Genomic DNA, 21,478 nt, shown 5'->3' with positions numbered 1-21,478 from the left:
GATCACCGCTGCCCGGCCCTCTGCGCCGACAGGCCACCTACCGATGAACGAAATGACGGCCACTCCGGCAATGCCCGCGCAATCCATGGCGGCCGACTGCCCACTCTGCGTGGCGCCGGCCGAGGCGCCCCTGTGGGATGACGGTTTTTGTCGCGTCATCGCCGTCGATGACGCCGATCATCCCGGCTTCTGCCGCGTCATCCTGAACCGGCATGTGCGCGAAATGAGTGATCTTGCCGAGGCTGAGCAGATGCGCCTGATGCGTGTCGTCTTCGCCGTCGAGAAAGTGCTGCGGCAGTGCACCGACGCCGACAAGATCAACCTCGCCAGCTTCGGCAATATGGTGGCGCACGTGCACTGGCACGTCATCCCGCGCTGGCGCGATGACCGGCGTTTCCCCGAAGCCGTCTGGGCCGCCGCCTTGCGCCCGACAGCGCCGGCGCGCAAGGCGCTGACCCGCGAGCGCCTGCGCGCCGCGATCATTAATGAACTCGGCGACGATCTGCGGGAGCCTCGACCATGAGCGCCATCCTGCCGCCGGGGTCTGCAGCTTTCGGCATCACCGACCTGCCCTCGGGCCTGAGTTTCCTCGCCCGTCTGCCGACCGCCAATCCACCGGTAGCGCTCGACGAACTGCAGCGCTTTCTCGACAGCCTGCTGCTGGCCGAAATCGACGGCGATGTGCTGCTCACTCTGCTCGAACAGGCCCGGGTTTCGCTCGGCTTTGTCGGCGATGAGCTGTCGCTGCAGTTCGTCAACCAGCCGCTGCCGCTGGCCGAAGGCGAGGAAAACACGTTCCGGCGTCTGAGCGATCTCTGGCTGAAGACCGCGCGCGCCTACGCGCGCTGTCCGCAGCTGGCCGGCGACGACGACGCGAGTGCCAGCGAGCAGCGCGAACGACTGGCGCTGATCCTGCATCGTTGCCTCTACTACACCGGGCTCTCGCTGTTCGAGCACCAGCGCGCGCGCCGCGAGCCGCCCGCCGGGCTGTGGCTCGACATCCACGGTTATTTCGCCAGCGCCGAGGAATGGGGCGTGGCGACGCTGGCCGTATCCGATACGCTCGATCCTTTCGGCCGCAGTTCGCACTGCACCGCCGCCTACGTCACCCTGTTGCTGCCGGAACTGGCCAGCCCCTACAGCTTGCCGGTCACCGACCAGGAGCTGGTGCGCCGGCTCGGTATCAGCTGGGCGCCACTGGTCGGCGTGCATGCCGTGCGCGGCAACGAAGGACTGCCGCAGTTCGTCGGCGACCTGATGTACGACGGTGGCCTGCGCCCGAGCCACGAATACGAACACGGCGGGCAATTGCGCCGGCTCGACACCGGCAGGCTGTCGCTGCAGATGAATCACGCGCGCGCGCAGCTCAAGCAGAAAATCCCGCCGGTACAACTCGGCTTTGGCAGCGACTGTTCGACAACGCAGTGCATGCGCCTGCTCGAGCTGCTGGCGCGTCCATGGGCGCAGGCGCGCGCGCCGCGCAAGTTCCGCCGCCATGCCAGTTCCGGGTTGGCGCGCGTGTGCACCGGCTTCGAGGGGATTCACTATGTTCTGTCGGGCCATGTTTTCAGCCAGCCCGAGAACGTGAGCACCTACTCACGGAAAGAGTTCGACGCGCTGTTCGCCTTCCGCCACATGGTCGATCCGACGCAGCAATTGCAGATACAGCAGGAACAGCTCGGCATCGGTGCCGACACCTGGGAGGTCGTCAATCAGTCGGCCAACGGCTTCCGCCTGACGCGCAGCATTGCCGGACGGCGGATGGCGCATGGTCAGCTGATCGCCGTCAGCCCGCCCGATGGCGATCGTTTCCTGCTGGCGCAAAGCAACTGGCTGATGCAGGAGCGCGGCGGCGGCTTGCTCGCCGGCGTTGCCGTGCTGCCCGGCATCCCGGTGGCGCTGGCGGCCCGCCCGCTGCCCGAGGCCGGACGGCGCGAACCCTATACGCGTGCCTTCCTGCTCAGTGCAGTGCCGGCGATCGGCGCCGAAGCCTCACTGGTGCTGCCGGCCGGCTGGTTCCACTATGGCCGCATCATCGAGGTCTTCAACGAAGGTGTCTGGCGCGTGCGCCTGTCCGGCTTGCTGCAGGAAGGCAGCGACTTCGCGCGCGTCTCCTTCGCCACCGCCGGTTAGCCGTTGCGGCTGAGGCGCCCGCCGCTTCAGGGATATTCGCTGCACTGCCTGTGCACGCTCTCTGGCGCGGGTGGCGGCGGGCGCTTGCGCTCAGACAAGCAACTGACCGGCCGGAAAGCGCGCCGAGAAGCGGCTGCCATGACCGGGTTCGCTGTCGATTTCGAGCGTGGCGTGATGTCGTGTCAGCACGTGCTTGACGATCGCCAGGCCAAGGCCCGTGCCGCCGGTTTCGCGTGAGCGGCTGCGGTCGACGCGGTAGAAGCGCTCGGTCAGGCGTGGCAGATGCTGCGGCGCGACGCCAATGCCGGTGTCGGCAACCGTAAAACGACCGCCACCGTCGGCTTCGCGCTGCCAGTGCAGGTCGATGCGGCCACCTTCAGGCGTGTAGCGCACAGCATTGCTGGCGAGGTTGCCGAAGGCGCTGCGCAGTTCGCTGGCGCAACCGCGCAGCGTCGCCGGCTCGTCAAGCAGCAGCGAAAACTGATGGCGGCCCGCCGACAGCGCCTGCGCCTCGCCGAGAATCGTCTGCAGCAAGGGCTCGACCTCGACGCGCTCTTCGACCGGCGTGTCACCACCCGTTTCCAGCGCCGACAGGGTCAGCAGATCCTCGATCAGCCGGCGCATGCGCAAGGACTGCTCGTTGATCAGCTGCAGGTAACGACTCAGTTCTTCCTGGCTGTAGCCGGCGTGATCTTCGGCGAGCATTTCGGCGAAACCGGCAACGACGGTCAGCGGTGACTTCAGCTCGTGCGACACGTTGGCGATGAAGTCGCTGCGCATGCGCTCAAGGCGCTCCAGATGACTGATGTCGCGTGACAGCAACAGGGTCTGTTCGCCGCCGTAGGGAATGACCTGCAGCAGCAGCGTCATGCGGCCGCTGCGCGCACCGCGGAAAACCAGCGGCTCGTCGTACTTGCCGGCGTCGAGGTAGGCGATGAACTCGGGATGGCGAATCAGGTTGGTCAACGCCTGGCCGCGGTCCGCTGCTCCGGACAGGGAAAAATGCGCCTCGGCGCGCGTGTTCATCCAGTCGATGCGGCGATGGCGGTCGAAGACGATGATCCCGTCAGGCAGCGCCTGCGCGGCGCGGGTGAAACGTTCGAGCGCATCGGCCAGCGACTGTTGCTGACCGGAGCGGATGCGCGCACGGCGGTGCAGGCCGGCAAAGGCGATTTCCCAGACGCCACCACCCTCGGGCAATGGAGAATCAAGGGGCCCGGCGAGCCAGCGCAACAGGCGGCTCAGCTGATAGAGGTGCCAGCAGAGGAGCAGCACGAGGCCGGCGATCGTCGCCAGCAGCGCCGGCTCGCGCCCGTAGAAGACAAAGACCGGTGCGACGCCGAGGACGAGCAGCGTGAGCAGCTGCCGTAGCAGCGTCAGCCACGCCCGGTTCACCGCAGGCGCTCCCCGCGCAGACTCATTCGCTCAGCGCCGAAAATCGGTAACCGGCACCGCGCACGGTCTGGATCAGACGGTCGTGACCACTGGCTTCGAGCGAACTGCGCAGGCGGCGGATATGCACATCGACGGTACGTTCCTCAACGAAAACGTGATCGCCCCAGACCTGATCGAGCAGTTGCGTGCGGCTGTGCACGCGCTCGGCGTGCGTCATGAAGAAGTGCAGCAGACGGAACTCGGTCGGACCGAGATCGACCGGCTTGCCGTCGGTGAACACGCGGTGCGTGGTCGGATCGAGGCGCAGTCCTTCGACCTCGACCGCGTCGTCGGTCATCTGCGGCGCGCGCCGGCGCAACACGGCATTGATGCGCGCGAGCAGCTCACGCGGCGAAAAAGGCTTGGTCAGGTAGTCGTCGGCACCGGCTTCAAGGCCGGCGATCTTGTCATGCTCTTCGCCGCGCGCCGTGATCATGATGATCGGCAGGTCGCGCGTGCGCTCGTCGGCGCGCAGGCGGCGCGCCAGCTGGATGCCGGGAACACCCGGCAGCATCCAGTCGAGCAGAACGACATCGGGCAGCGTTTCGCGCACCAGCCGCGTCGCCTCTTCGACATCGCTGGCGCGCAGGACATGGTGTCCGGCATGGTGCAGATTGACGGCGATCAGTTCCTGGATCGCGGGTTCGTCTTCGACGACAAGGATATTGGCTGGCATGACGACGGGCTCCGGACGGACAGTGGCGCCCACTTTATGAAACCGCGGTTACAGATTGATGACAAAACGCCGATCGGCGTGCTTTTCGCGCCGCCGTCAATTCAAGGAATTAGCACTGCTACGCCAGCGCGGCAGTCCAATATCGGCAGGGTCGCTTCTGTTATGATAGCGCCTCCTCTTTCGCCCCGGGGGTTGCATGGCCGGTCTGGATCGGGCTTCGGCAGTGCCGGTGCCGACTGAGATCACGCTACACCAGCAAACGCGTCGGCTGGAGCTCGCTTTCGACGACGGTCAACGCTTTGTCTTTTCCTGCGAGTTTCTGCGCGTGCTGACGCCTTCGGCTGAGGCGCGCGGGCATGGGCCGGGGCAGGAAACCCTGCAGGTCGGCAAGCGCGCGGTGAGCATCCTGCGCGTCGAGCCGGTCGGTCAGTACGCAGTCCGGCTGGTTTTTTCCGACGGACACGATAGCGGTATTTACTCCTGGGACCTGCTTTACAACTTTGGCCGGCACCAGGACACGTTGTGGCAGTCTTATCTTGACCTGCTGGCAGCCGCCGGTGCCAGCCGCGACGTAGCCTGAGCGCGCTGGGCAAACGAATTTTCGAGACTCTACCTATATCCGCACCATGAACGATAACAAGACCACCCACTTTGGCTACGAGAACGTTGCCGAGGCCGAAAAGGCCCGGCGCGTTGCCGACGTGTTCGACTCCGTCGCCAGCCGCTACGACCTGATGAACGACCTCATGTCCGGTGGCATGCATCGCCTCTGGAAAACCTTCGCCATCGCGCAGAGCGGCGTCACCACCGGCTCACGCGTACTCGACGTCGCTGGCGGCACCGGAGACCTGTCGCTGGCCTTCGCCAAGCGCGTTGGCCCGACCGGTCAGGTCTGGCTGACCGACATCAACAATTCGATGCTGACGCACGGGCGCGACCGCCTGGTCGACAAGGGCATCATGACGCCGGTGGCGCAGTGCGACGCCGAGAAGCTGCCCTTCCCCGACGAGTATTTCGACTGCGTCACCGTCGCCTTCGGCCTGCGCAACATGACGCACAAGGAACTAGCGCTGGCCGAGATGCAGCGCGTGCTGCGTCCGGGCGGCCGCCTGCTGGTGCTCGAGTTTTCGCAGGTGTGGAAGCCGCTGGCGCCGCTCTACGACTTCTACTCGTTCAAGATCATCCCGCGCATCGGTCAACTGGTGACGCAGGACGAGGCGAGCTATCGCTACCTCGCCGAATCGATCCGCGTGCACCCGGATCAGGAAACGCTGAAGTCGATGATGGAAGGCGCCGGGCTTGAGCGCGTCGAGTACTTCAATCTGATGCTCGGCGTCGTCGCCCTGCATCGTGGTTTCAAGTTCTAGGAGATTACCCATGCGCAAGTTCCTGCTCGTTCTCAGCGTCGTCACCCTGAGCCTCGGCCTGACGATCACCGACGCCGAAGCCAAGCGGCTCGGCGGCGGCAAGTCGCTCGGCATGCAGCGTGAATCGGCAACGCAGCGCGCGGCAACGCCGCCCGAAGCGCCGCGCAATGCCACGGCGCCAGCCGCGGCGCCCGCACCAGCTGCTGCTGGTGCCGCACCCAAGCGCAACTGGCTGGGCCCAGTGGCCGGCCTCGCCGCCGGCCTCGGTCTGGCCGCGCTGGCTTCGCACTTCGGCTTCGGCGAAGAACTCGCCAACTTCCTGATGATCGCGCTGCTGGCGATGGCAGCGATCTTCGTCGTTCGCCTGTTGATGCGGCGCAGCAAGCCGGCACCTGCCGCCGAGCCGCTGCGCTACGCCGGTGCCGGCAACGGCGGCAACAGCGTCGGTGGCATCCCGGCGGCCGAGCGCTTCGATGCGCCGCTGGGTGGTAGTTCAGCTGCGCCCGCGGCAAGTCTTGCGCCGGCGATTCCGGCTGACTTCGATGCCGAAGGTTTCCTGCGCATCGCCAAGCTCAACTTCGTTCGCCTGCAGGCAGCCAACGACACCGGCAACATCGCCGACCTGCGCGAATTCCTCAGCCCGGAGCTGTTCGCCGAGACCAAGCTGGAAATCGAAGAGCGCGGCGGCGCACAGCAACAGACCGACGTCGTCACGCTGGAAGCCCGCCTTCTGGAAGTCGTCACCGAGCGCGAGCAGCATGTCGCCAGCGTGCGGTTTACCGGCATGATCCGTGAGGAAGCCGATGGCGCGGCACAGCCTTTCGACGAGGTCTGGAACCTGAGCAAGCCGGTCAGCGGCGAACGCGGCTGGTCGGTCGCCGGTATCCAGCAACTGTCCTGAGTCGCGCAATGATCGCTGGCGCCGGACTGCGTCTGGTCAATCGCCTGCTCGCCGGAGAGCGCTGGGCCGGCGCCCGGCTGGCGCCTTTCGCCGGGCAGGTGGCACGCGTCGAGTATCGCGGCTGGTCAATCGCCGTGGTCGTCGACGCGGACGGCCAGCTCAGCGAAGGCGACCAGGACGCCGCCGCGCTGGTCACGCTGCGTCTGCCGGACGACGCGCCGGCACGGCTGCTCGCTGATCGCGAGTCGCTGTTCGGCGCGGCGCGCATCTCGGGCTCGGCCGAGTTTGCCGAGGCACTCGCCTTCGTCGTCCGTAACCTGCGCTGGGATATCGAGGATGATCTGGCGTTGCTGCTTGGCGCCTCGCCCATCGCCGACATCGCGGCGCGCCGTCTGCTCGGCCTTGGCCGTCGGTTCGGCAGCTGGCAGCTCGACGCAGCCCAGCGCGGCGCGCGCAATCTGAGCGAATACCTGCTTTTCGAACGGCCGACGATCAGCACGCGCGAGGATCTGCGCGCCTTCTGCAGCGACGTCGATCAGCTGCGCGACGACTGTGCCCGTCTCGAAAAACGCCTGCAGCGGATCGAGCTGACGCGCTCGCTGCGCCGCTGAGCGGCAAGCTGCAAGCTGCAAGCTGCAAGCTGCAAGCTGCAAGCTGCAAGCTGCAAGCTGCAAGCTGCAAGCTGCAAGCTGCAGAGGAGTCAACCGCGGCCGCTGGCTTGCTCGCCCCGTTATCTTCTCCACGGATACGCGTTCGCAGCTCCGGGCGCGAAAAAAGCCGGCACTTGCGTGACCGGCTTTTTCCTTGCCCAAGGCCGCCCGTGTTGGCAGCCTGGACACCAATGCTTAGTGACCGCGCGGATTGCGCAGCTTCTTGATCGCCTGCAGTTGCGCGATGGCCTGCGCCAGTTCGGCTTCGGCGGTGGCGTAGTCGATTTCGGCGCTGCGGTTCTTCAGCGCTTCCTCGGCCAGACGCTTGGCTTCGGCGGCTTTCGCCTCGTCCAGATCGGCCGCGCGGATCGCCGTATCGGCGAGAACGGTAATCAGGCTCGGCTGCACCTCGAGCAGGCCACCGGAAACATAGACCATTTCATAGTCATCGCTGCCGGGAACCTTGAGGCGGACAGTACCAGGCCGCAGACGCGTCAGCAGTTGCGAGTGCCGCGGATAGATACCGAGTTCGCCGGCTTCGCCGGGGAACACGCCGAACTCGGTTTCGCCCGAGAAGATCAGTTCTTCGGCGCTGACGACGTCAACATGAACTCTGAGTGACATGACATTCTCCGCCGCTCCGCCCCGCCTCCCGATTCCGGGAAGCCAAACGGAGCGCGTTGGAAATTAGCTGAAGCTGTTTGCAGCGAGCCGGCCGTGGGCTGTTGCACCCAGGGCCGGCACGTGGCGCTGTTCGCGCCGGCTTACTGCAGCGTCTTCGCCTTTTCGAAAGCTTCTTCGATGCTGCCGACCATGTAGAAGGCCTGCTCGGGCAGCGCGTCGCATTCGCCATTGACGATCATCTGGAAGCCCTTGATCGTATCCTTCAGCGAAACGTACTTGCCCGGTGCACCGGTGAACACTTCGGCGACGTGGAAAGGCTGCGACAGGAAGCGCTGGATCTTCCGCGCACGCGCAACGGCCAGCTTGTCTTCCGGCGACAGTTCGTCCATGCCGAGAATAGCGATGATGTCGCGCAGTTCCTTGTAGCGCTGCAGCGTGGCCTGAACGGCACGCGCGCAGTTGTAGTGCTCTTCGCCGACAACTTGCGGGTCGAGCTGGCGCGAGGTCGAGTCGAGCGGATCGACGGCCGGGTAGATACCCAGTGCGGCGATGTCACGCGAGAGAACGACGGTCGAGTCCAAGTGCAGGAAGGTCGTTGCCGGCGACGGGTCGGTCAAGTCATCCGCGGGAACGTAGACGGCCTGGATCGAGGTGATCGAGCCGACCTTGGTCGAGGTGATCCGCTCCTGCAGACGGCCCATTTCTTCGGCCAGCGTCGGCTGGTAGCCGACCGCGGACGGCATCCGGCCGAGCAGCGCCGAGACTTCTGTACCGGCCAGCGTGTAACGGTAGATGTTATCGACGAAGAAGAGGATGTCGCGGCCTTCGTCGCGGAAACGCTCGGCCATGGTCAGACCGGACAGCGCGACGCGCAGACGGTTACCCGGCGGCTCGTTCATCTGACCGAAGACCATCGCCACCTTCGATTCGGGCAGGTTGTCGAGCTTGATGACGCCAGCGTCCGACATTTCGTGATAGAAGTCGTTGCCTTCGCGGGTACGCTCGCCAACGCCGGCGAACACGGAAAGACCGGCGTGTTCCTTGGCGATGTTGTTGATCAGCTCGAGCATGTTGACGGTCTTGCCGACGCCGGCGCCGCCGAACAGGCCGACCTTGCCGCCCTTGGCGAACGGGCAGACGAGGTCGATAACCTTGATGCCCGTTTCGAGCAGGTCAACCGACGGTGACAGTTCGTCGAAACGCGGTGCCTTCTGGTGAATCTCGCGGCGCTCTTCGGTAGCGATCGGACCGGCTTCGTCGATCGGGCGGCCGAGCACGTCCATGATGCGACCGAGCGTAGCGGGGCCAACCGGTACCGAAATACCGGCGCCGGTGTTGTTAACCTTCATGCCGCGGCGCAGGCCGTCCGACGAACCCATGGCGATCGTACGCACGATGCCGTCGCCGAGCTGCTGCTGCACCTCGAAGGTCAATCCGCGCTCGGACATCTCCGATTCTTCGCTCAGATCGAGCAGCAGCGCGTCGTATACCTTGGGCATCGCGTCGCGCGGGAACTGGATGTCCACCACGGCGCCGATGCACTGAACAATTCTTCCTTGACTCATCGTCGTTTCCCCAATCAATAAACTTGTGTCCGCGCGGTCAGACCGCTGCGGCGCCGCCGACAATTTCCGAGAGTTCCTTGGTGATCGCTGCCTGGCGAGCCTTGTTGTACACCAGCTTGAGTTCGCCGATGACGTTCTTGGCATTGTCCGAGGCCGACTTCATCGCCACCATCCGCGCGCTCTGTTCCGACGCCATGTTCTCGGCAACGCCCTGATAGATCAGCGCTTCAACGTAGCGGACCAGCAGATCGTCAACCACCGCCTTGGCATCCGGCTCGTAGATGTAGTCCCACTTGTTGTCGCCCTGGCCGACGAGTTCACCGGACAGCGGCAGCAACTGCTCGATCACCGGCTCCTGCTTCATCGTGTTGATGAAGCGCGTGTAGGCGATGTAGAGGACGTCGATCTCGCCCTTGATGTAGGCGTCAAGCTGAACCTTGACCGGGCCGATCAGCTTTTCGAGCTGCGGACGGTCACCGAGACCGATCACGTGCGAAACCACCCTGGCACCGGCGCGCTGCATGAAGCCGAGCCCCTTGTTGCCGATGGCGGTCACTTGCAGGCCCTGACCCGCCTCGTCCCACTCCTTCATGCGGTGCAAAGCCAGCCGCAGGACGTTGGAGTTGAGGCCGCCGCAAAGACCCTTGTCGGAGGTGACGCAGATCAGGCCGAGGTTTTTCACCGTCGCGCGCGGCGCGAGGAAAGGATGGTGGTACTCGGACAAGGCATGTGACAGATGGCCGGCGACACGCCGGATCTTTTCGCCGTAGGGACGGGCAGCACGCATCCGGTCCTGCGCCTTGCGCATTTTGGATGCGGCCACCATCTCCATGGCCTTGGTGATCTTGCGCGTATTCTCTACGCTCTTGATCTTGTTACGAATTTCCTTGCCGCTAGGCATGGCGCTCTCCCGATCGATCAGGCCAGAGTGGCCGTGAACTCCTCGATCGCCTTGGTGAGCTTCTGCTCTGCGTCGGCGTCAAGATCCTTGGTCGTCTCGATCTTGGCGATCAGGTCGGCATGATTCTGTCTGACGTAGGCATGAATCTGACGTTCGACATCGAGCGCCTTCTTCACTTCGACCTTGTCGAAGAAGCCCTTGTTGACCGCCAGCAGCGTGATCGTCATTTCGGCGACCGACAGCGGCGCGTACTGTGCCTGCTTCATCAGTTCGGTCACCATGCGGCCGCGTTCGAGCTGCTTGCGCGTCGCTTCGTCGAGGTCGGAGGCGAACTGGGCGAAGGCCGCGAGTTCGCGGTACTGCGCCAGCGCCAGACGGACACCGCCACCGAGCTTCTTGATGACCTTGGTCTGCGCCGCACCACCGACGCGCGACACCGAGATACCGGCGTTGATGGCGGGGCGGATACCGGCGTTGAACAGGTCGGTTTCCAGGAAGATCTGGCCGTCGGTAATCGAGATGACGTTGGTCGGAACGAAGGCGGAAACGTCGCCGGCCTGCGTTTCGATGATCGGCAGCGCGGTCAGCGAGCCGGTCTTGCCCTTCACCTCACCGTTGGTGAAGCGCTCGACCCATTCTTCGGAAACGCGCGCAGCGCGCTCGAGCAGACGCGAGTGCAGGTAGAAGACGTCGCCCGGGTAGGCTTCGCGGCCCGGCGGACGGCGCAGCAGCAGCGAGACCTGACGGTAGGCCCAGGCCTGCTTGGTCAGATCATCATAAATGATCAGCGCGTCCTGGCCGCGGTCGCGGAAGTATTCGCCCATCGTGCAGCCGGAGTACGGCGCGATGTATTGCAGGGCAGCGGATTCGGAGGCCGAAGCGGCGACGACGATGGTGTATTCCATCGCGCCGTTCTCTTCGAGCTTGCGCACCACGTTGGCGATGGTCGAGGCTTTCTGACCGACGGCAACGTAGATACAGGTCATGTTCTGACCCTTCTGGTTGATGATCGTGTCGATCGCCACCGCGGTCTTGCCGGTCTGACGGTCGCCGATGATCAGTTCGCGCTGGCCGCGGCCAACCGGAACCATCGAGTCGACCGACTTCAGACCGGTCTGCACCGGCTGCGTCACCGACTTGCGCCAGATCACGCCCGGCGCAACCTTTTCGATCTTGTCGGTCAGCTTGTTGCCGAGCGGGCCCTTGCCATCGATCGGCTGGCCGAGCGAATTGACGACGCGGCCGATCAGTTCGGGGCCGACCGGCACTTCGAGAATGCGGCCGGTCGTCTTGACCGTGTCGCCTTCGGAAATGTGTTCGTACTCACCGAGAATGACGGCGCCGACGGAGTCGCGCTCGAGATTCAGCGCCATGCCGAAGGTGTTGCCCGGGAATTCGAGCATTTCACCCTGCATGACGTCGGTGAGGCCATGCACGCGGCAGATGCCGTCGGTCACGGAAACGACCGTGCCCTGCGTGCGCAGATCAGCGCCGACCTGAAGATTCTGGATCTTCGTCTTGATCAGTTCGCTGATTTCGGAAGGATTCAACTGCTGCATGGAGTTCTCCTAATTCTTGAGCGCAGACCCGAGGGCTTCGAGCTTGCCGCGCACGGAAGCATCGAGCACCTGGTCGCCAACGACGATCTTGACGCCGCCGATCAGGGACTGATCGACGACCACTTCGGCCTTGAGCCGGCTACTGAAACGCGCTTCAAGATCGCCCAGCAAAGTGGCGAGTTGCGCGTCGTCGAGCGGGAAGGCGCTGTGAATGGTCGCCTCCTTGACCCCCTCCTCAGCGCCTTTCAGCGCCGCGAACAGGGTGGCGATTTCGGGCAGCAGGACAAGACGGCCGTTCTCGGCGAGGACGCTGATCAGATTCGTCTCGTCGCCACCGGACGGTGCGCCGGCCAGCGAGGAAATCAGCGCCGCTTTCTGCGTCGCCGACAGTTCGGGATCGTCGAGGCGGCTGCGCACCTGCTCGTCGGCGCTGATCGCCGCGAGCAGGGACAAACGCTCGGACCACGCCGTCAGCGCCTTGCCTTCCCGCGCCAGGCGGAAAACCGCCTCGGCGTACGGGCGCGCGATGGTGACGAGTTCTGCCATGGCTTAGAGACCGCCCTTGAGCGAAGCCAGGATGTCGGCGTGTGCCTTGGCATCGACTTCGCGGCGCAGGATCTGCTCGGCACCGGCAACGGCCAGCTTGGCGACGTTCTCGCGCAGCTGCTCCTTGGCACGGCTGACTTCCTGCTCGATCTCGGCACGCGCACCGGTGATGATGCGATTGCCTTCGACCTTGGCCTGTTCCTTGGCCTCCTCGATCACCGCGATACCACGCTTTTCAGCCTGGGCGACGATTTCGGCGGCGCGCTGCTTGGCTTCGTGCAGCACTTCCGACGACCGCTTGGCCGCCAGCTCCAGCTCGTGCCGGCCGCGCTCACCCGAGGCGAGCCCGTCGGCAATCTGCTTCTGCCGCGCGGCGAGTGCCGCCGTGATCGGCGGCCAGACAAAGCGCATGCAGAACCAGACGAACAGGCCAAACATGATGGCCTGGGCAATCAGGGTTGCATTGATGTTCATGGACGAACCTTTCGTCTATAGCGGTTCCGCAACTAGACGGCTTAACCGGCGACGGCGAAGAGGACGTACAGAGCGAGACCGACAGCGATCATCGGCACCGCATCGACCAGACCCATCACGATGAAGAACTGCGTGCGCAGCATCGGGATCATTTCCGGTTGACGCGCAGCGCCTTCCAGGAAGCGACCGCCCAGAATGCCGATGCCGACCGAAGCGCCCAGCGCGCCCAGACCCATCATCAGAGCGGCGGCAATGAACATCAGGGGTTTGACGAGTTCCATCGAAAATCTCCAGTAAGGACCAAGTAAAGGTAAAACGAAAAGGGATTAGTGATGCTCTTGATGAGCCATGTCGAGATACACCACGGTCAGGGTCATGAAGATGAACGCCTGCAGCGTGATGATCAGGATGTGGAAGATGCCCCAGCCAAGCGACAGGAGTATCTGCGAACCGAACATGACGGCGCTGCCGATACTGGCCGAAGCCCAGGTGGCGCCCATCAGTGCGATCAGGATGAAGATCATTTCACCGGCGTACATGTTGCCGAACAACCGCAGCGCCAGCGAAACCGGCTTGGCGATCAGATTGACGCCTTCGAGCACCAGGTTGAACGGCATTGCCGCCTTTGGCAACGGCTGGAATGCCAGCTCGGCGAAGAAACCGCCAGCGCCCTTAACCTTCAGACTGTAGTAGAGGATCAAGCCGAAAACGACGATCGACATGCCGAAGGTGACATTCGGATCGGTGGTCGGCACAACCTTGAAGTAATGAACACCCATGGCCTGCGCGATCAGCGGGATGAAGTCGATGGGCAACAGGTCCATCAGGTTCATCAGGAAAATCCACGCAAACAAGGTCAGCGCAATCGGCGCGACCAGCGGATTACGCGCCGAGAAGGAACCACGCACGCTGGTGTCGATGAACTCAAGGATCCACTCGACAAAATTCTGCAGACCACTCGGCACACCGGTGGTGGCGCTGCGCGCGACGCGCGCAAAGACGAACAGAAACAGCGCACCGAGTACCAGCGCAACGAGGAAGCTATCGACGTTGAGCGCCCAGAAGCCCATTTCCTTGGCCTCTTCCGGCGTGTGCGCAAAACCGAGCGTACCGTCGTGAAGCCGACCGTACGTCAGGTTCTGCAGGTGGTGCTTGATGTATTCCGTAGAGGAAATCGCTTCGCTGGACATCGCTTTACTCGCGTTCGTGAATACCGATCGACGCGGCCAGGAATACCGCCTGACCTGCAACAAAACCTGCGATCACATGAAGGGGGGAAAATCCCAGACCTACCAGACCGACAACAAGCAGCGAAACCACCACTGCGAAACGCTCAAACGATGAGCGGAAAAAAAAGCGCAGGTGCCGACGCGCATCATCACCCTGCCGCCGCCAGTCGCTGCGCATCCTGACAAAGAGGAGGGCGGCGTTGGCCAAGGCGCAAACACATCCGTATGCCACCGCTACGGAAGCGGCCTTTCCGAGGAAAACCCAGACTGCACCGGCACCGGCCACGGCGACCAACAGCTGCGCTCCCAGAACCCGCTGGACGACATCCATTCTCAGGAGCGCCAGCAACCGCAAAAAACCCGCAGCATTGTAAGTCACTCATCTATAGGAATCAAGGCGAAAGCGCTCGCGCCACTCGTCAGCGAGGCGCACGGTAGCAGACTCATATATAAGAGTCAAACCATAACTGGCAGGATCTGGCTAGCGACGCAGGCGTTCGATGATGCCTTCGAGCTGGTCGAGGTCGCCGAAGTCGATCTGCACGCGGCCGGCCCCCTTGCGATTGGCGCGGATTTCGACGCGCGCGCCCAGTACATCGGCAAGTTCTTCCTGCAGCCGCAGCAGGTCGCGGTCGGGGCGCGCTTCGGCGGCCGATTTCACGGGTTTCAACGCACGCTGCGCCAGGCGCTCGACCTCGCGCACCGACAGGCCCTTGGCGGCAGTGCGCTGCGCGATCTGCACCTGCAGGGCGCCAGCCAGCGGCAGCAGCGCGCGCGCATGCCCCATGTCGATAGCGCCGTCCATCAGCAGTTCCTGCACCGGCGGCGCCAGTTGCAGCAGACGCAGCAGGTTCGATGCCGTCGGGCGCGAACGGCCAACTGCGTCCGCGGCCTGCTGGTGCGTCATGCCGAACTCGTCGACCAGACGCTGCAGGCCCTGCGCTTCTTCGAGCGGATTGAGATCCTCGCGCTGGATGTTCTCGATCAGCGCCATCGCCATCGCCGCTTCGTCGGGGATGTCGCGCACCAGCGTCGGCACCTCGGCCAGGCCGGCCATCTGCGCCGCACGCCAGCGGCGTTCGCCGGCGATGATCTCGAAGCGCTCCTCGCCCGGCTCGCCGAGCAGCGGCCGCACCAGAATCGGCTGCATCAGCCCCTGCGCGCGGATCGACGCGGCCAGCTCTTCGAGCGAGGCCGCGTCCATGCGCGTGCGCGGCTGGTAGCGACCCGGCGACAGGCGCGTCACCGGCAGACTGCGTTGTTCTTCGCGACGGTCGGCAGCGTCGCCGGCGAGCAAGGCATCGAGCCCGCGGCCAAGTCCCTTGAGTTTCATGCCTTCTTTTCCTTGTTGGCGGCGCGACGGTCGAGCATTTCCTGCGCCAGCGCCAGATAAGCCTGCGCACCACGCGAGTTGCGGTCGAAAGCGAACACCGGCTTGCCGTAGGACGGCGCTTCGGCCAGGCGCACGTTGCGCGGAATGATGCTGCGGTAGACCTTCTCGCCGAAATGACTTTCGAGCTCGCTTGATACCTGCTGCGTCAGCGTCGAGCGCGGATCGTACATGGTGCGCAGCAGGCCTTCGATCTCCAGCCGCGGATTGAGGTTGGCGCGCACTTTCTTGAGTGTGGCGACGAGGTCGGTGAGACCCTCCAGCGCGTAGTACTCGCACTGCATCGGGATCATCACCGCTTCGGCGGCGGCGAGCCCATTGACCGTCAGCAGGTTGAGCGCCGGCGGACAGTCCATCAGCACGTAGTCGTAATCGCCGGCGGCGGCGGCGAGCGCTTCGCGCAAGCGGTACTCGCGCCGCTCCATGTCAATCAGTTCGACCTCGGCACCGGCGAGTTCGCGGTTGGCGGGCAGGATGTCGAAGCCGAACTCGGTGCGGATGCGCGCCTCGGCCAGCGTCGAGCGACCGATCAGGATCTGGTAGACGGTCGGCAAGGCCTCGCGCTTGAAAACGCCGCAACCGGTGGTGGCGTTGCCCTGCGGGTCGAGGTCGATCATCAGCACGCGCTGCTCGAGCGCGGCGAGGCAGGCCGACAGATTGACCGCGGTCGTCGTCTTGCCGACGCCGCCTTTCTGGTTGGTGACGGCCAGGATCCGCGCTGGCGGCACCGCTTTCGTCGTGCTTGTCGTCACCTCAAACCCCTTCCGGTCGCGTCGCGCCGGTATCCTTGAGCAGCAGCAAATGGCGTTCGCCATCGACGCCCGGCACCGCCAGCGGCGTCACGCTGCTGACGACGACGCCTTCGGGCAGACGGGCAATCTCCTCGTGCGGAATCAGTCCCTTCATCGCCAGCCAGCCGCCGTCGGGCGCCAGCAGCGCGCGCGTCGGGCGCACGAAATCGGCAAGCTCGGCAAAGGCGCGCGAAACGATCGCCGCGAAGGGTTGCGCCGGGCGAAAGTCCTCGATGCGGCCGCAATGCACGCTGACATTGGCCAGCCCGAGTTCGATCGCTGCCTGACGCAGGAAAGCAGTTTTCTTCGAATTGCTGTCGAGCAGCGTCACCGCCAGTCCCGGACGCGCGATCGCCAGCGGGATACCGGGCAGGCCACCGCCGCTGCCGACGTCGAGCAGCGTAGCACCGAGCAGATGCGGCAGGATCGCCAGCGAGTCGAGCAGGTGATGGCTGACCGCCTTTTCCGGATCGCGCAGCGCGGTCAGGTTGAAAGCGCGGTTCCACTTGTCGAGCAGCGCCGCGTAGGCGAGCAGCGTCTGCTGCGCCGCGGGCGCAAGTTCGATGCCGAGCGCGACGAGGCCCTGGGCGAGCTGCTCGGCGGGAGTCTGTCTGGCTTTCGGCATGGTGCGGCTCAGGCGGCGGCAGCGCCGTGACGTTTGACATGCACCAGCAGCATGCTGATCGCCGCCGGCGTGATTCCCTGCAGGCGCGCCGCTTCGCCGAGGGTGCGCGGCTGCGCTGCGGCGAGGCGCTGGCAGACTTCGCGCGACAGGCCGGCGACGCTGGAAAAATCGAGTCCTTCGGGCAGGCGCAGCGCATCGTGCTGCGCGCGCTGGCCGACTTCCTCGCTTTGCCGGTCGATGTAGCCCCGATACTTGGCCTGGATGTCGACCTGCTCGATCACTTGCGCATCGCTCAGGCCGGCATCGACCTCAAGCCCTTCGACCGGCAGCTGCATCAGCCGGGCGTAATCGATGTCGGGACGGCGCAGCAGCTCGTAGAGGTTGTATTCGCGTTCAAGCGGCTTGCCGAACAGCGCCGTCGCCGCCGCGGCATCGACGCGCGCCGGCTGCACCCACGCCGCCTTCAGGCGCGCCGCCTCGCGCTCGATCGCCTCGCGCTTGGCGCAGAAAGCCGCCCAGCGCGCGTCATCGACCAGACCGAGACGCCGCCCGTGCTCGGTCAGGCGCAGGTCGGCGTTGTCCTCGCGCAGCGACAGGCGATACTCGGCACGGCTGGTGAACATGCGGTAAGGCTCGGAAACGCCGCGCGTGATCAGGTCGTCGACCAGCACGCCGAGGTAGGCCTCGTCGCGGCGCGGCGACCAACCCTCACGCCCGAGCGCCGCCAGCGCGGCGTTGGCGCCGGCGAGCAGGCCCTGCGCCGCGGCTTCCTCGTAGCCGGTGGTACCGTTGATCTGGCCGGCGAAATAGAGGCCGCCGAGCGCGCGCGTCTCGAGCGTGTCGCGCAGTCCGCGCGGATCGAAGAAGTCGTACTCGATAGCGTAGCCCGGACGCAGGATGTGGCAGTTCTCGAGGCCGCGGATCGAGCGCACGACCGCCAGCTGCACGTCGAAGGGCAGGCTGGTGGAAATCCCGTTCGGGTAGATTTCGTGCGTCTGCAGGCCTTCCGGCTCAAGGAAGACGTTGTGGCTGTCCTTGCCGGCAAAGCGGTGGATCTTGTCCTCGATCGACGGGCAGTAACGCGGTCCGATGCCCTCGATGATGCCGGCGTAGAGCGGCGAGCGGTCGAGGTTGGCGCGGATGATGTCGTGCGTCTGCGCGTTGGTTGCCGTCACCCAGCACGGCAGCTGGCGCGGATGCTGGCTGACATGGCCGAGGAAGGAGAACACCGGCTGCGGATCGTCCGAATGCTGCTCGAGCATCTGCGCGTAGTCGATGGTCTTGCCGTCGAGGCGCGGCGGCGTTCCGGTTTTCAGCCGCCCGGCCGGCAGCGCCAGTTCGCGCAGGCGCAGCGCCAGTGTCGTCGCCGGCGGATCGCCCATGCGGCCACCGGCCGCTTGCGACAGACCGACGTGGATGCGCCCGTTGAGGAAGGTGCCGGCGGTGAGCACCACCGTCTGCGCGACAAAGCGCAGACCGAGCGCGGTGACGACACCGCCGACGCGGCCGCCAGCGACGATCAGGTCGTCGGCGGCGTCGGCAAACAGCGTCAGGTTCGGCTGGTTTTCCAGGCGGCGGCGGATGGCGGCGCGGTAGAGCACGCGGTCGGCCTGCGCACGCGTCGCACGTACCGCCGGGCCCTTGCTCGAATTGAGCGTGCGGAACTGGATGCCGGCTTCGTCGGTGGCCGCGGCCATGGCGCCGCCGAGCGCATCGACCTCGCGCACCAGATGGCCCTTGCCGATGCCGCCGATCGACGGATTGCAGCTCATCGCGCCGAGCGTTTCCAGGTTGTGCGTGAGCAGCAGCGTGCGCGCACCGATGCGCGCGCTGGCCAGCGCCGCCTCGGTGCCGGCATGGCCGCCACCGACGACAATCACGTCAAAACGTTCGGGATACTGCATGGGAGAAAGGCGCGGGAGACCAGCGGAAAGGAGCGTGATTCTACGGCATGCGGCTGAAAAATAACAGGATTCATCCCGGCCCGACGGGCAGGGAAAAGCAGGCGTGGCAAGCCGGCGCTGGCGGTCGAGGCCGCCGCCGCCCGGCTAGTGGCGGCCGCCGAGACCGAGGTAGCTCTCGATCACGCGCGGATCGTTGGCCAGTTCGCCGCTCGGACCTTCCAGCGAGACCTCGCCGGTTTCAAGCACGTAGCCGTAATCGGCGACGGCCAGCGCGGCGCGCGCGTTCTGCTCGACGAGCAGGATCGAGACGCCGGTCTTCTTCAGCTCGGCGACGATGCGGAAGATTTCCTTGATGATCAGCGGTGCCAGCCCGAGGCTCGGTTCGTCGAGCATCAGCAGCTTCGGTCGCGCCATCAGCGCGCGGCCCATTGCCAGCATCTGCCGCTCACCGCCGGAAAGCGTTCCGGCCAGCTGCGTGCGCCGCTCGCGCAGACGCGGGAAGGTGTCGAACACCTGTGCCATGGTTTCGGCGTGGTCGCGCTGGCCGGCGCGGTAGCGGTCGAAAGCGCCGAGCAGCAGGTTGTCCTCGACGCTCATCTCGCCGAACAGCTCGCGTTTCTCGGGCACCAGCGTCATTCCCTGACGCACCAGCGATTCGACTTCGCGCTCGGCGCCCTGACGCTGGCCGAGATAGACGATGTCGCCGCGCGCCGGCAACAGCCCCATCAGCGCCGACAGCAACGTCGTCTTGCCGGCGCCGTTGGGGCCGATGACGGTGACGATCTCGCCGGCACGGATCTTCAGCGCGATGCCATGCAGCGCCTCGACCTTGCCGTAGCTGACGGAAAGATCGCTGACCTCGAGAATGGTGGGCTTGTCGCCTGCCTGCATGTCCGTCACTCCACACCGCCGAGATAGGCTTCGAGCACCTTCGGATCGCGCTGCACATCCTCGGGCAGGCCTTCGGCGAGCTTCTCGCCGAATTCCATGACCACCACGCGGTCGGCCAGCCCCATCACGAAGTCCATGTCGTGCTCGACCAGCAGGATGCCGATACCTTCGTCACGCAGCCGGCGCAGCAGTTCGGCGAGCGCCTGCTTCTCGAAGTAGCGCAGACCGGCGGCGGGCTCGTCGAGCAGCAGCAGGCAGGGATCGGCGGCCAGCGCACGGGCGATCTCGACGATGCGCTGCTTGCCGAGCGGCAGGCTGCCGGCGGTGTCGTTCAGGTGTTCGCCGAGGCCGCAGCGCTCGATCTGGCGTGCCGCCTCGGCGAGCAGACGCGCTTCCTCGTCGCGTTCGAGGTGCAGCGCCGCGTGCAGGTAGCCCTTTTCGCCGCGCAGGTGCGCGCCGATGGCGACGTTCTCGAGCACGCTCATCGTCGACAGCAGGCGTACGTGCTGGAAAGTGCGGCTCATGCCGCGGCGCGCGATCTCGCGCGAGGGCAGACGATCGACGCGCTCGCCGCGAAAAACGATCTCGCCGGAAGTGACCGGATCGACGCCGGAAATGCCGTTGAACAGCGTGCTCTTGCCGGCGCCGTTCGGGCCGATCAGCGCCATCACTTCGCCGGCACGCACATCGAGGTTCATGCAGTTGTTGGCGACGAGACCGCCGAAGCGCTTGGTCGCGTCGCGCACTTCCAGCAGCACGCTGCCGCTCTCGGCCAGCACACGCCGCGGCAAGGGCTCGCCGTCGGCGATGGTCGCCGGTGCCGAGGGCGGCGCCGGCGGCACGAAGCGCAGCACGATCGGCCACAGGCCGTCGCGCGAGCGGTGCAGGATGAAGATCATCATCAGCCCGAAGACGATGATCTCGAAGTTGCCGCTCTGGCCGAGCAGTTGCGGCAACCAGTCCTGCAGCCACTGCTTGAGGATGGTGATCAGCCCGGCGCCGAGCAGCGCGCCCCAGACGTGGGCGACCCCGCCGATGACCGCCATGAACAGGTATTCGATGCCCTGCGTCAGCGAGAACGGCGTCGGATTGACGAAGCGCTGCAAGTGCGCGTAAAGCCAGCCCGACATGCAGGCGTAGAGTGCGGCGATGGTGAAGATGACGATCTTGGCGCGCGGCGTGTCGACGCCCATCGCTTCGGCCATCAGCGCGCCACCCTTGAGCGCGCGGATCGACCGCCCGGAGCGCGAATCGAGCAGGTTGCGCGTCGCCAGCACCACCAGCAGCAGAACCAGCCAGATCAGGTAATAAAACTCGCGTCCGCTCTTCAGCTCCCAGCCGAACAGCGACAGGCTCGGAATGCCGGAAACGCCGGTATGGCCGCCGAGGAATTCGACGTTGCCGAACAGGTAGTAGAGGCTGATTCCCCAGGCGATGGTGCCGAGCGGCAGATAGTGTCCGGAGAGGCGCAGGGTGATGAAGCCGAGCCCCAGCGCCACCGCCGCGGTGATCGCCAGCCCCGCCGGCAGCGTCAGCCAGGGCGAGACGCCATGCACCGTCGTCAGGTAGGCGGTGGTGTAGGCGCCGAGACCGACGAATGCCGCCTGACCAAACGAGGTCAGGCCGCCGACGCCGGTGAGCAGCACCAGCCCGAGCGCGACGATGGCGTAGAGGCCGATGTAGTTGAGCAGGGTGACGGTGAATTCCGGCAGCGTCAGCGGTGCCACCAGCAGCGCGGCGAGCGCCAGCAAGGGCAGCGCGCGACGCTGTGCCGGTGACAGCCTGATCTGCAGCGAGCGCGGTTCGCTCATCGCTGGA

General features: G+C 65.3%; 23 protein-coding genes. 6 read left to right on the top strand and 17 right to left on the bottom strand.

The window, feature by feature from the left end:
• Nucleotides 1-43: 43 nt before the first annotated feature.
• Nucleotides 44-523 carry an HIT family protein gene (locus GGD90_RS16550; protein WP_228273796.1) on the top strand — a complete coding sequence of 160 codons (480 nt, stop codon included), beginning with the start codon at nucleotides 44-46 and terminating at the stop codon, nucleotides 521-523.
• Complete coding sequence (locus tag GGD90_RS16545) at nucleotides 520-2,133, top strand: hypothetical protein (RefSeq protein WP_153117838.1); 1,614 nt, start codon at nucleotides 520-522, stop codon at nucleotides 2,131-2,133. Before GGD90_RS16550 ends, GGD90_RS16545 begins: the two co-directional genes overlap by 4 nt.
• A 90-nt stretch (nucleotides 2,134-2,223) precedes the next feature.
• Here the strand turns inward: GGD90_RS16545 and phoR are convergent, their stop codons facing one another.
• On the bottom strand, nucleotides 2,224-3,528 hold the full coding sequence (phoR, locus tag GGD90_RS16540) for a phosphate regulon sensor histidine kinase PhoR (protein WP_153117836.1): 1,305 nt from the start codon (nucleotides 3,526-3,528) through the stop codon (nucleotides 2,224-2,226).
• A gap of 22 nt (nucleotides 3,529-3,550) precedes the next feature.
• The gene (gene phoB, locus GGD90_RS16535; RefSeq protein WP_153117834.1) at nucleotides 3,551-4,243 is read right to left on the bottom strand and encodes a phosphate regulon transcriptional regulator PhoB; all 693 of its coding nucleotides are present in this window, start codon (nucleotides 4,241-4,243) and stop codon (nucleotides 3,551-3,553) included.
• Between the two features lie 196 nt (nucleotides 4,244-4,439).
• Here phoB and GGD90_RS16530 point away from each other — a divergent pair, with 196 nt between their 5' ends.
• Genes GGD90_RS16530 through GGD90_RS16515 form a run of 4 tightly spaced genes read left to right on the top strand, consistent with a single transcriptional unit; the run spans nucleotide 4,440 to nucleotide 7,122 of the window.
• Nucleotides 4,440-4,823 (top strand): gamma-butyrobetaine hydroxylase family protein, encoded by a 384-nt coding sequence (locus GGD90_RS16530; protein WP_153117832.1) that lies wholly within the window; start codon nucleotides 4,440-4,442, stop codon nucleotides 4,821-4,823.
• 46 nt (nucleotides 4,824-4,869) lie between these two features.
• Nucleotides 4,870-5,610, top strand: a complete 741-nt coding sequence (ubiE, locus tag GGD90_RS16525) for a bifunctional demethylmenaquinone methyltransferase/2-methoxy-6-polyprenyl-1,4-benzoquinol methylase UbiE (protein WP_153117830.1) — start codon at nucleotides 4,870-4,872, stop codon at nucleotides 5,608-5,610.
• A 10-nt stretch (nucleotides 5,611-5,620) separates the two neighbouring features.
• Nucleotides 5,621-6,511, top strand: a complete 891-nt coding sequence (locus GGD90_RS16520; protein ID WP_153117828.1) for a Tim44 domain-containing protein — start codon at nucleotides 5,621-5,623, stop codon at nucleotides 6,509-6,511.
• Between the two features lie 8 nt (nucleotides 6,512-6,519).
• The gene (locus tag GGD90_RS16515) at nucleotides 6,520-7,122 is read left to right on the top strand and encodes a ubiquinone biosynthesis accessory factor UbiJ (protein ID WP_153117826.1); all 603 of its coding nucleotides are present in this window, start codon (nucleotides 6,520-6,522) and stop codon (nucleotides 7,120-7,122) included.
• A 234-nt stretch (nucleotides 7,123-7,356) separates the two neighbouring features.
• Here GGD90_RS16515 and GGD90_RS16510 read toward each other — a convergent pair whose 3' ends face one another.
• From GGD90_RS16510 to GGD90_RS16440, 15 genes are all read right to left on the bottom strand, one after another.
• Entirely contained in the window at nucleotides 7,357-7,785 is a 429-nt protein-coding gene (locus GGD90_RS16510; protein ID WP_153117824.1) for a F0F1 ATP synthase subunit epsilon, read from the bottom strand.
• A 140-nt stretch (nucleotides 7,786-7,925) separates the two neighbouring features.
• A complete protein-coding gene (gene atpD / locus GGD90_RS16505; RefSeq protein WP_153117822.1) occupies nucleotides 7,926-9,350 on the bottom strand; it encodes a F0F1 ATP synthase subunit beta in 1,425 nt (474 codons plus the stop codon).
• Between the two features lie 37 nt (nucleotides 9,351-9,387).
• The gene (gene atpG / locus GGD90_RS16500; protein WP_153117820.1) at nucleotides 9,388-10,251 is read right to left on the bottom strand and encodes a F0F1 ATP synthase subunit gamma; all 864 of its coding nucleotides are present in this window, start codon (nucleotides 10,249-10,251) and stop codon (nucleotides 9,388-9,390) included.
• A gap of 17 nt (nucleotides 10,252-10,268) precedes the next feature.
• On the bottom strand, nucleotides 10,269-11,810 hold the full coding sequence (gene atpA, locus GGD90_RS16495; RefSeq protein WP_153117818.1) for a F0F1 ATP synthase subunit alpha: 1,542 nt from the start codon (nucleotides 11,808-11,810) through the stop codon (nucleotides 10,269-10,271).
• A gap of 9 nt (nucleotides 11,811-11,819) precedes the next feature.
• On the bottom strand, nucleotides 11,820-12,356 hold the full coding sequence (locus tag GGD90_RS16490) for a F0F1 ATP synthase subunit delta (RefSeq protein ID WP_153117816.1): 537 nt from the start codon (nucleotides 12,354-12,356) through the stop codon (nucleotides 11,820-11,822).
• Between the two features lie 3 nt (nucleotides 12,357-12,359).
• Complete coding sequence (locus GGD90_RS16485) at nucleotides 12,360-12,830, bottom strand: F0F1 ATP synthase subunit B (protein WP_153117814.1); 471 nt, start codon at nucleotides 12,828-12,830, stop codon at nucleotides 12,360-12,362.
• 41 nt (nucleotides 12,831-12,871) lie between these two features.
• On the bottom strand, nucleotides 12,872-13,111 hold the full coding sequence (gene atpE / locus GGD90_RS16480; protein WP_153117812.1) for a F0F1 ATP synthase subunit C: 240 nt from the start codon (nucleotides 13,109-13,111) through the stop codon (nucleotides 12,872-12,874).
• A 45-nt stretch (nucleotides 13,112-13,156) separates the two neighbouring features.
• On the bottom strand, nucleotides 13,157-14,020 hold the full coding sequence (atpB, locus tag GGD90_RS16475; RefSeq protein WP_153117810.1) for a F0F1 ATP synthase subunit A: 864 nt from the start codon (nucleotides 14,018-14,020) through the stop codon (nucleotides 13,157-13,159).
• A 4-nt stretch (nucleotides 14,021-14,024) separates the two neighbouring features.
• Complete coding sequence (locus GGD90_RS16470) at nucleotides 14,025-14,390, bottom strand: ATP synthase subunit I (protein ID WP_153117808.1); 366 nt, start codon at nucleotides 14,388-14,390, stop codon at nucleotides 14,025-14,027.
• Between the two features lie 150 nt (nucleotides 14,391-14,540).
• On the bottom strand, nucleotides 14,541-15,392 hold the full coding sequence (locus GGD90_RS16465; RefSeq protein ID WP_153117806.1) for a ParB/RepB/Spo0J family partition protein: 852 nt from the start codon (nucleotides 15,390-15,392) through the stop codon (nucleotides 14,541-14,543).
• The gene (locus GGD90_RS16460; RefSeq protein WP_322741736.1) at nucleotides 15,389-16,201 is read right to left on the bottom strand and encodes a ParA family protein; all 813 of its coding nucleotides are present in this window, start codon (nucleotides 16,199-16,201) and stop codon (nucleotides 15,389-15,391) included. The genes GGD90_RS16465 and GGD90_RS16460 overlap by 4 nt, the downstream gene beginning before the upstream one ends.
• Before the next feature lies 1 nt (nucleotide 16,202).
• On the bottom strand, nucleotides 16,203-16,865 hold the full coding sequence (rsmG, locus tag GGD90_RS16455) for a 16S rRNA (guanine(527)-N(7))-methyltransferase RsmG (RefSeq protein WP_153117801.1): 663 nt from the start codon (nucleotides 16,863-16,865) through the stop codon (nucleotides 16,203-16,205).
• Nucleotides 16,866-16,873: 8 nt separating this feature from the next.
• Complete coding sequence (mnmG, locus tag GGD90_RS16450) at nucleotides 16,874-18,769, bottom strand: tRNA uridine-5-carboxymethylaminomethyl(34) synthesis enzyme MnmG (protein ID WP_153117799.1); 1,896 nt, start codon at nucleotides 18,767-18,769, stop codon at nucleotides 16,874-16,876.
• Nucleotides 18,770-18,913: 144 nt separating this feature from the next.
• Nucleotides 18,914-19,660: an ABC transporter ATP-binding protein gene (locus GGD90_RS16445; protein WP_153117796.1), complete on the bottom strand. Its 747-nt coding sequence runs from the start codon at nucleotides 19,658-19,660 to the stop codon at nucleotides 18,914-18,916.
• 5 nt (nucleotides 19,661-19,665) lie between these two features.
• Nucleotides 19,666-21,471 carry a branched-chain amino acid ABC transporter ATP-binding protein/permease gene (locus tag GGD90_RS16440; RefSeq protein WP_153117794.1) on the bottom strand — a complete coding sequence of 602 codons (1,806 nt, stop codon included), beginning with the start codon at nucleotides 21,469-21,471 and terminating at the stop codon, nucleotides 19,666-19,668.
• Nucleotides 21,472-21,478 lie beyond the last annotated feature (7 nt).

Origin of the sequence: Rhodocyclus tenuis, from assembly GCF_014197755.1 — a bacterium.
Classification (GTDB): domain Bacteria; phylum Pseudomonadota; class Gammaproteobacteria; order Burkholderiales; family Rhodocyclaceae; genus Rhodocyclus; species Rhodocyclus tenuis.
The sequence above is the reverse complement of the archived record's forward strand: the minus strand, read 5'-3'. Positions and strand labels throughout refer to the sequence as shown.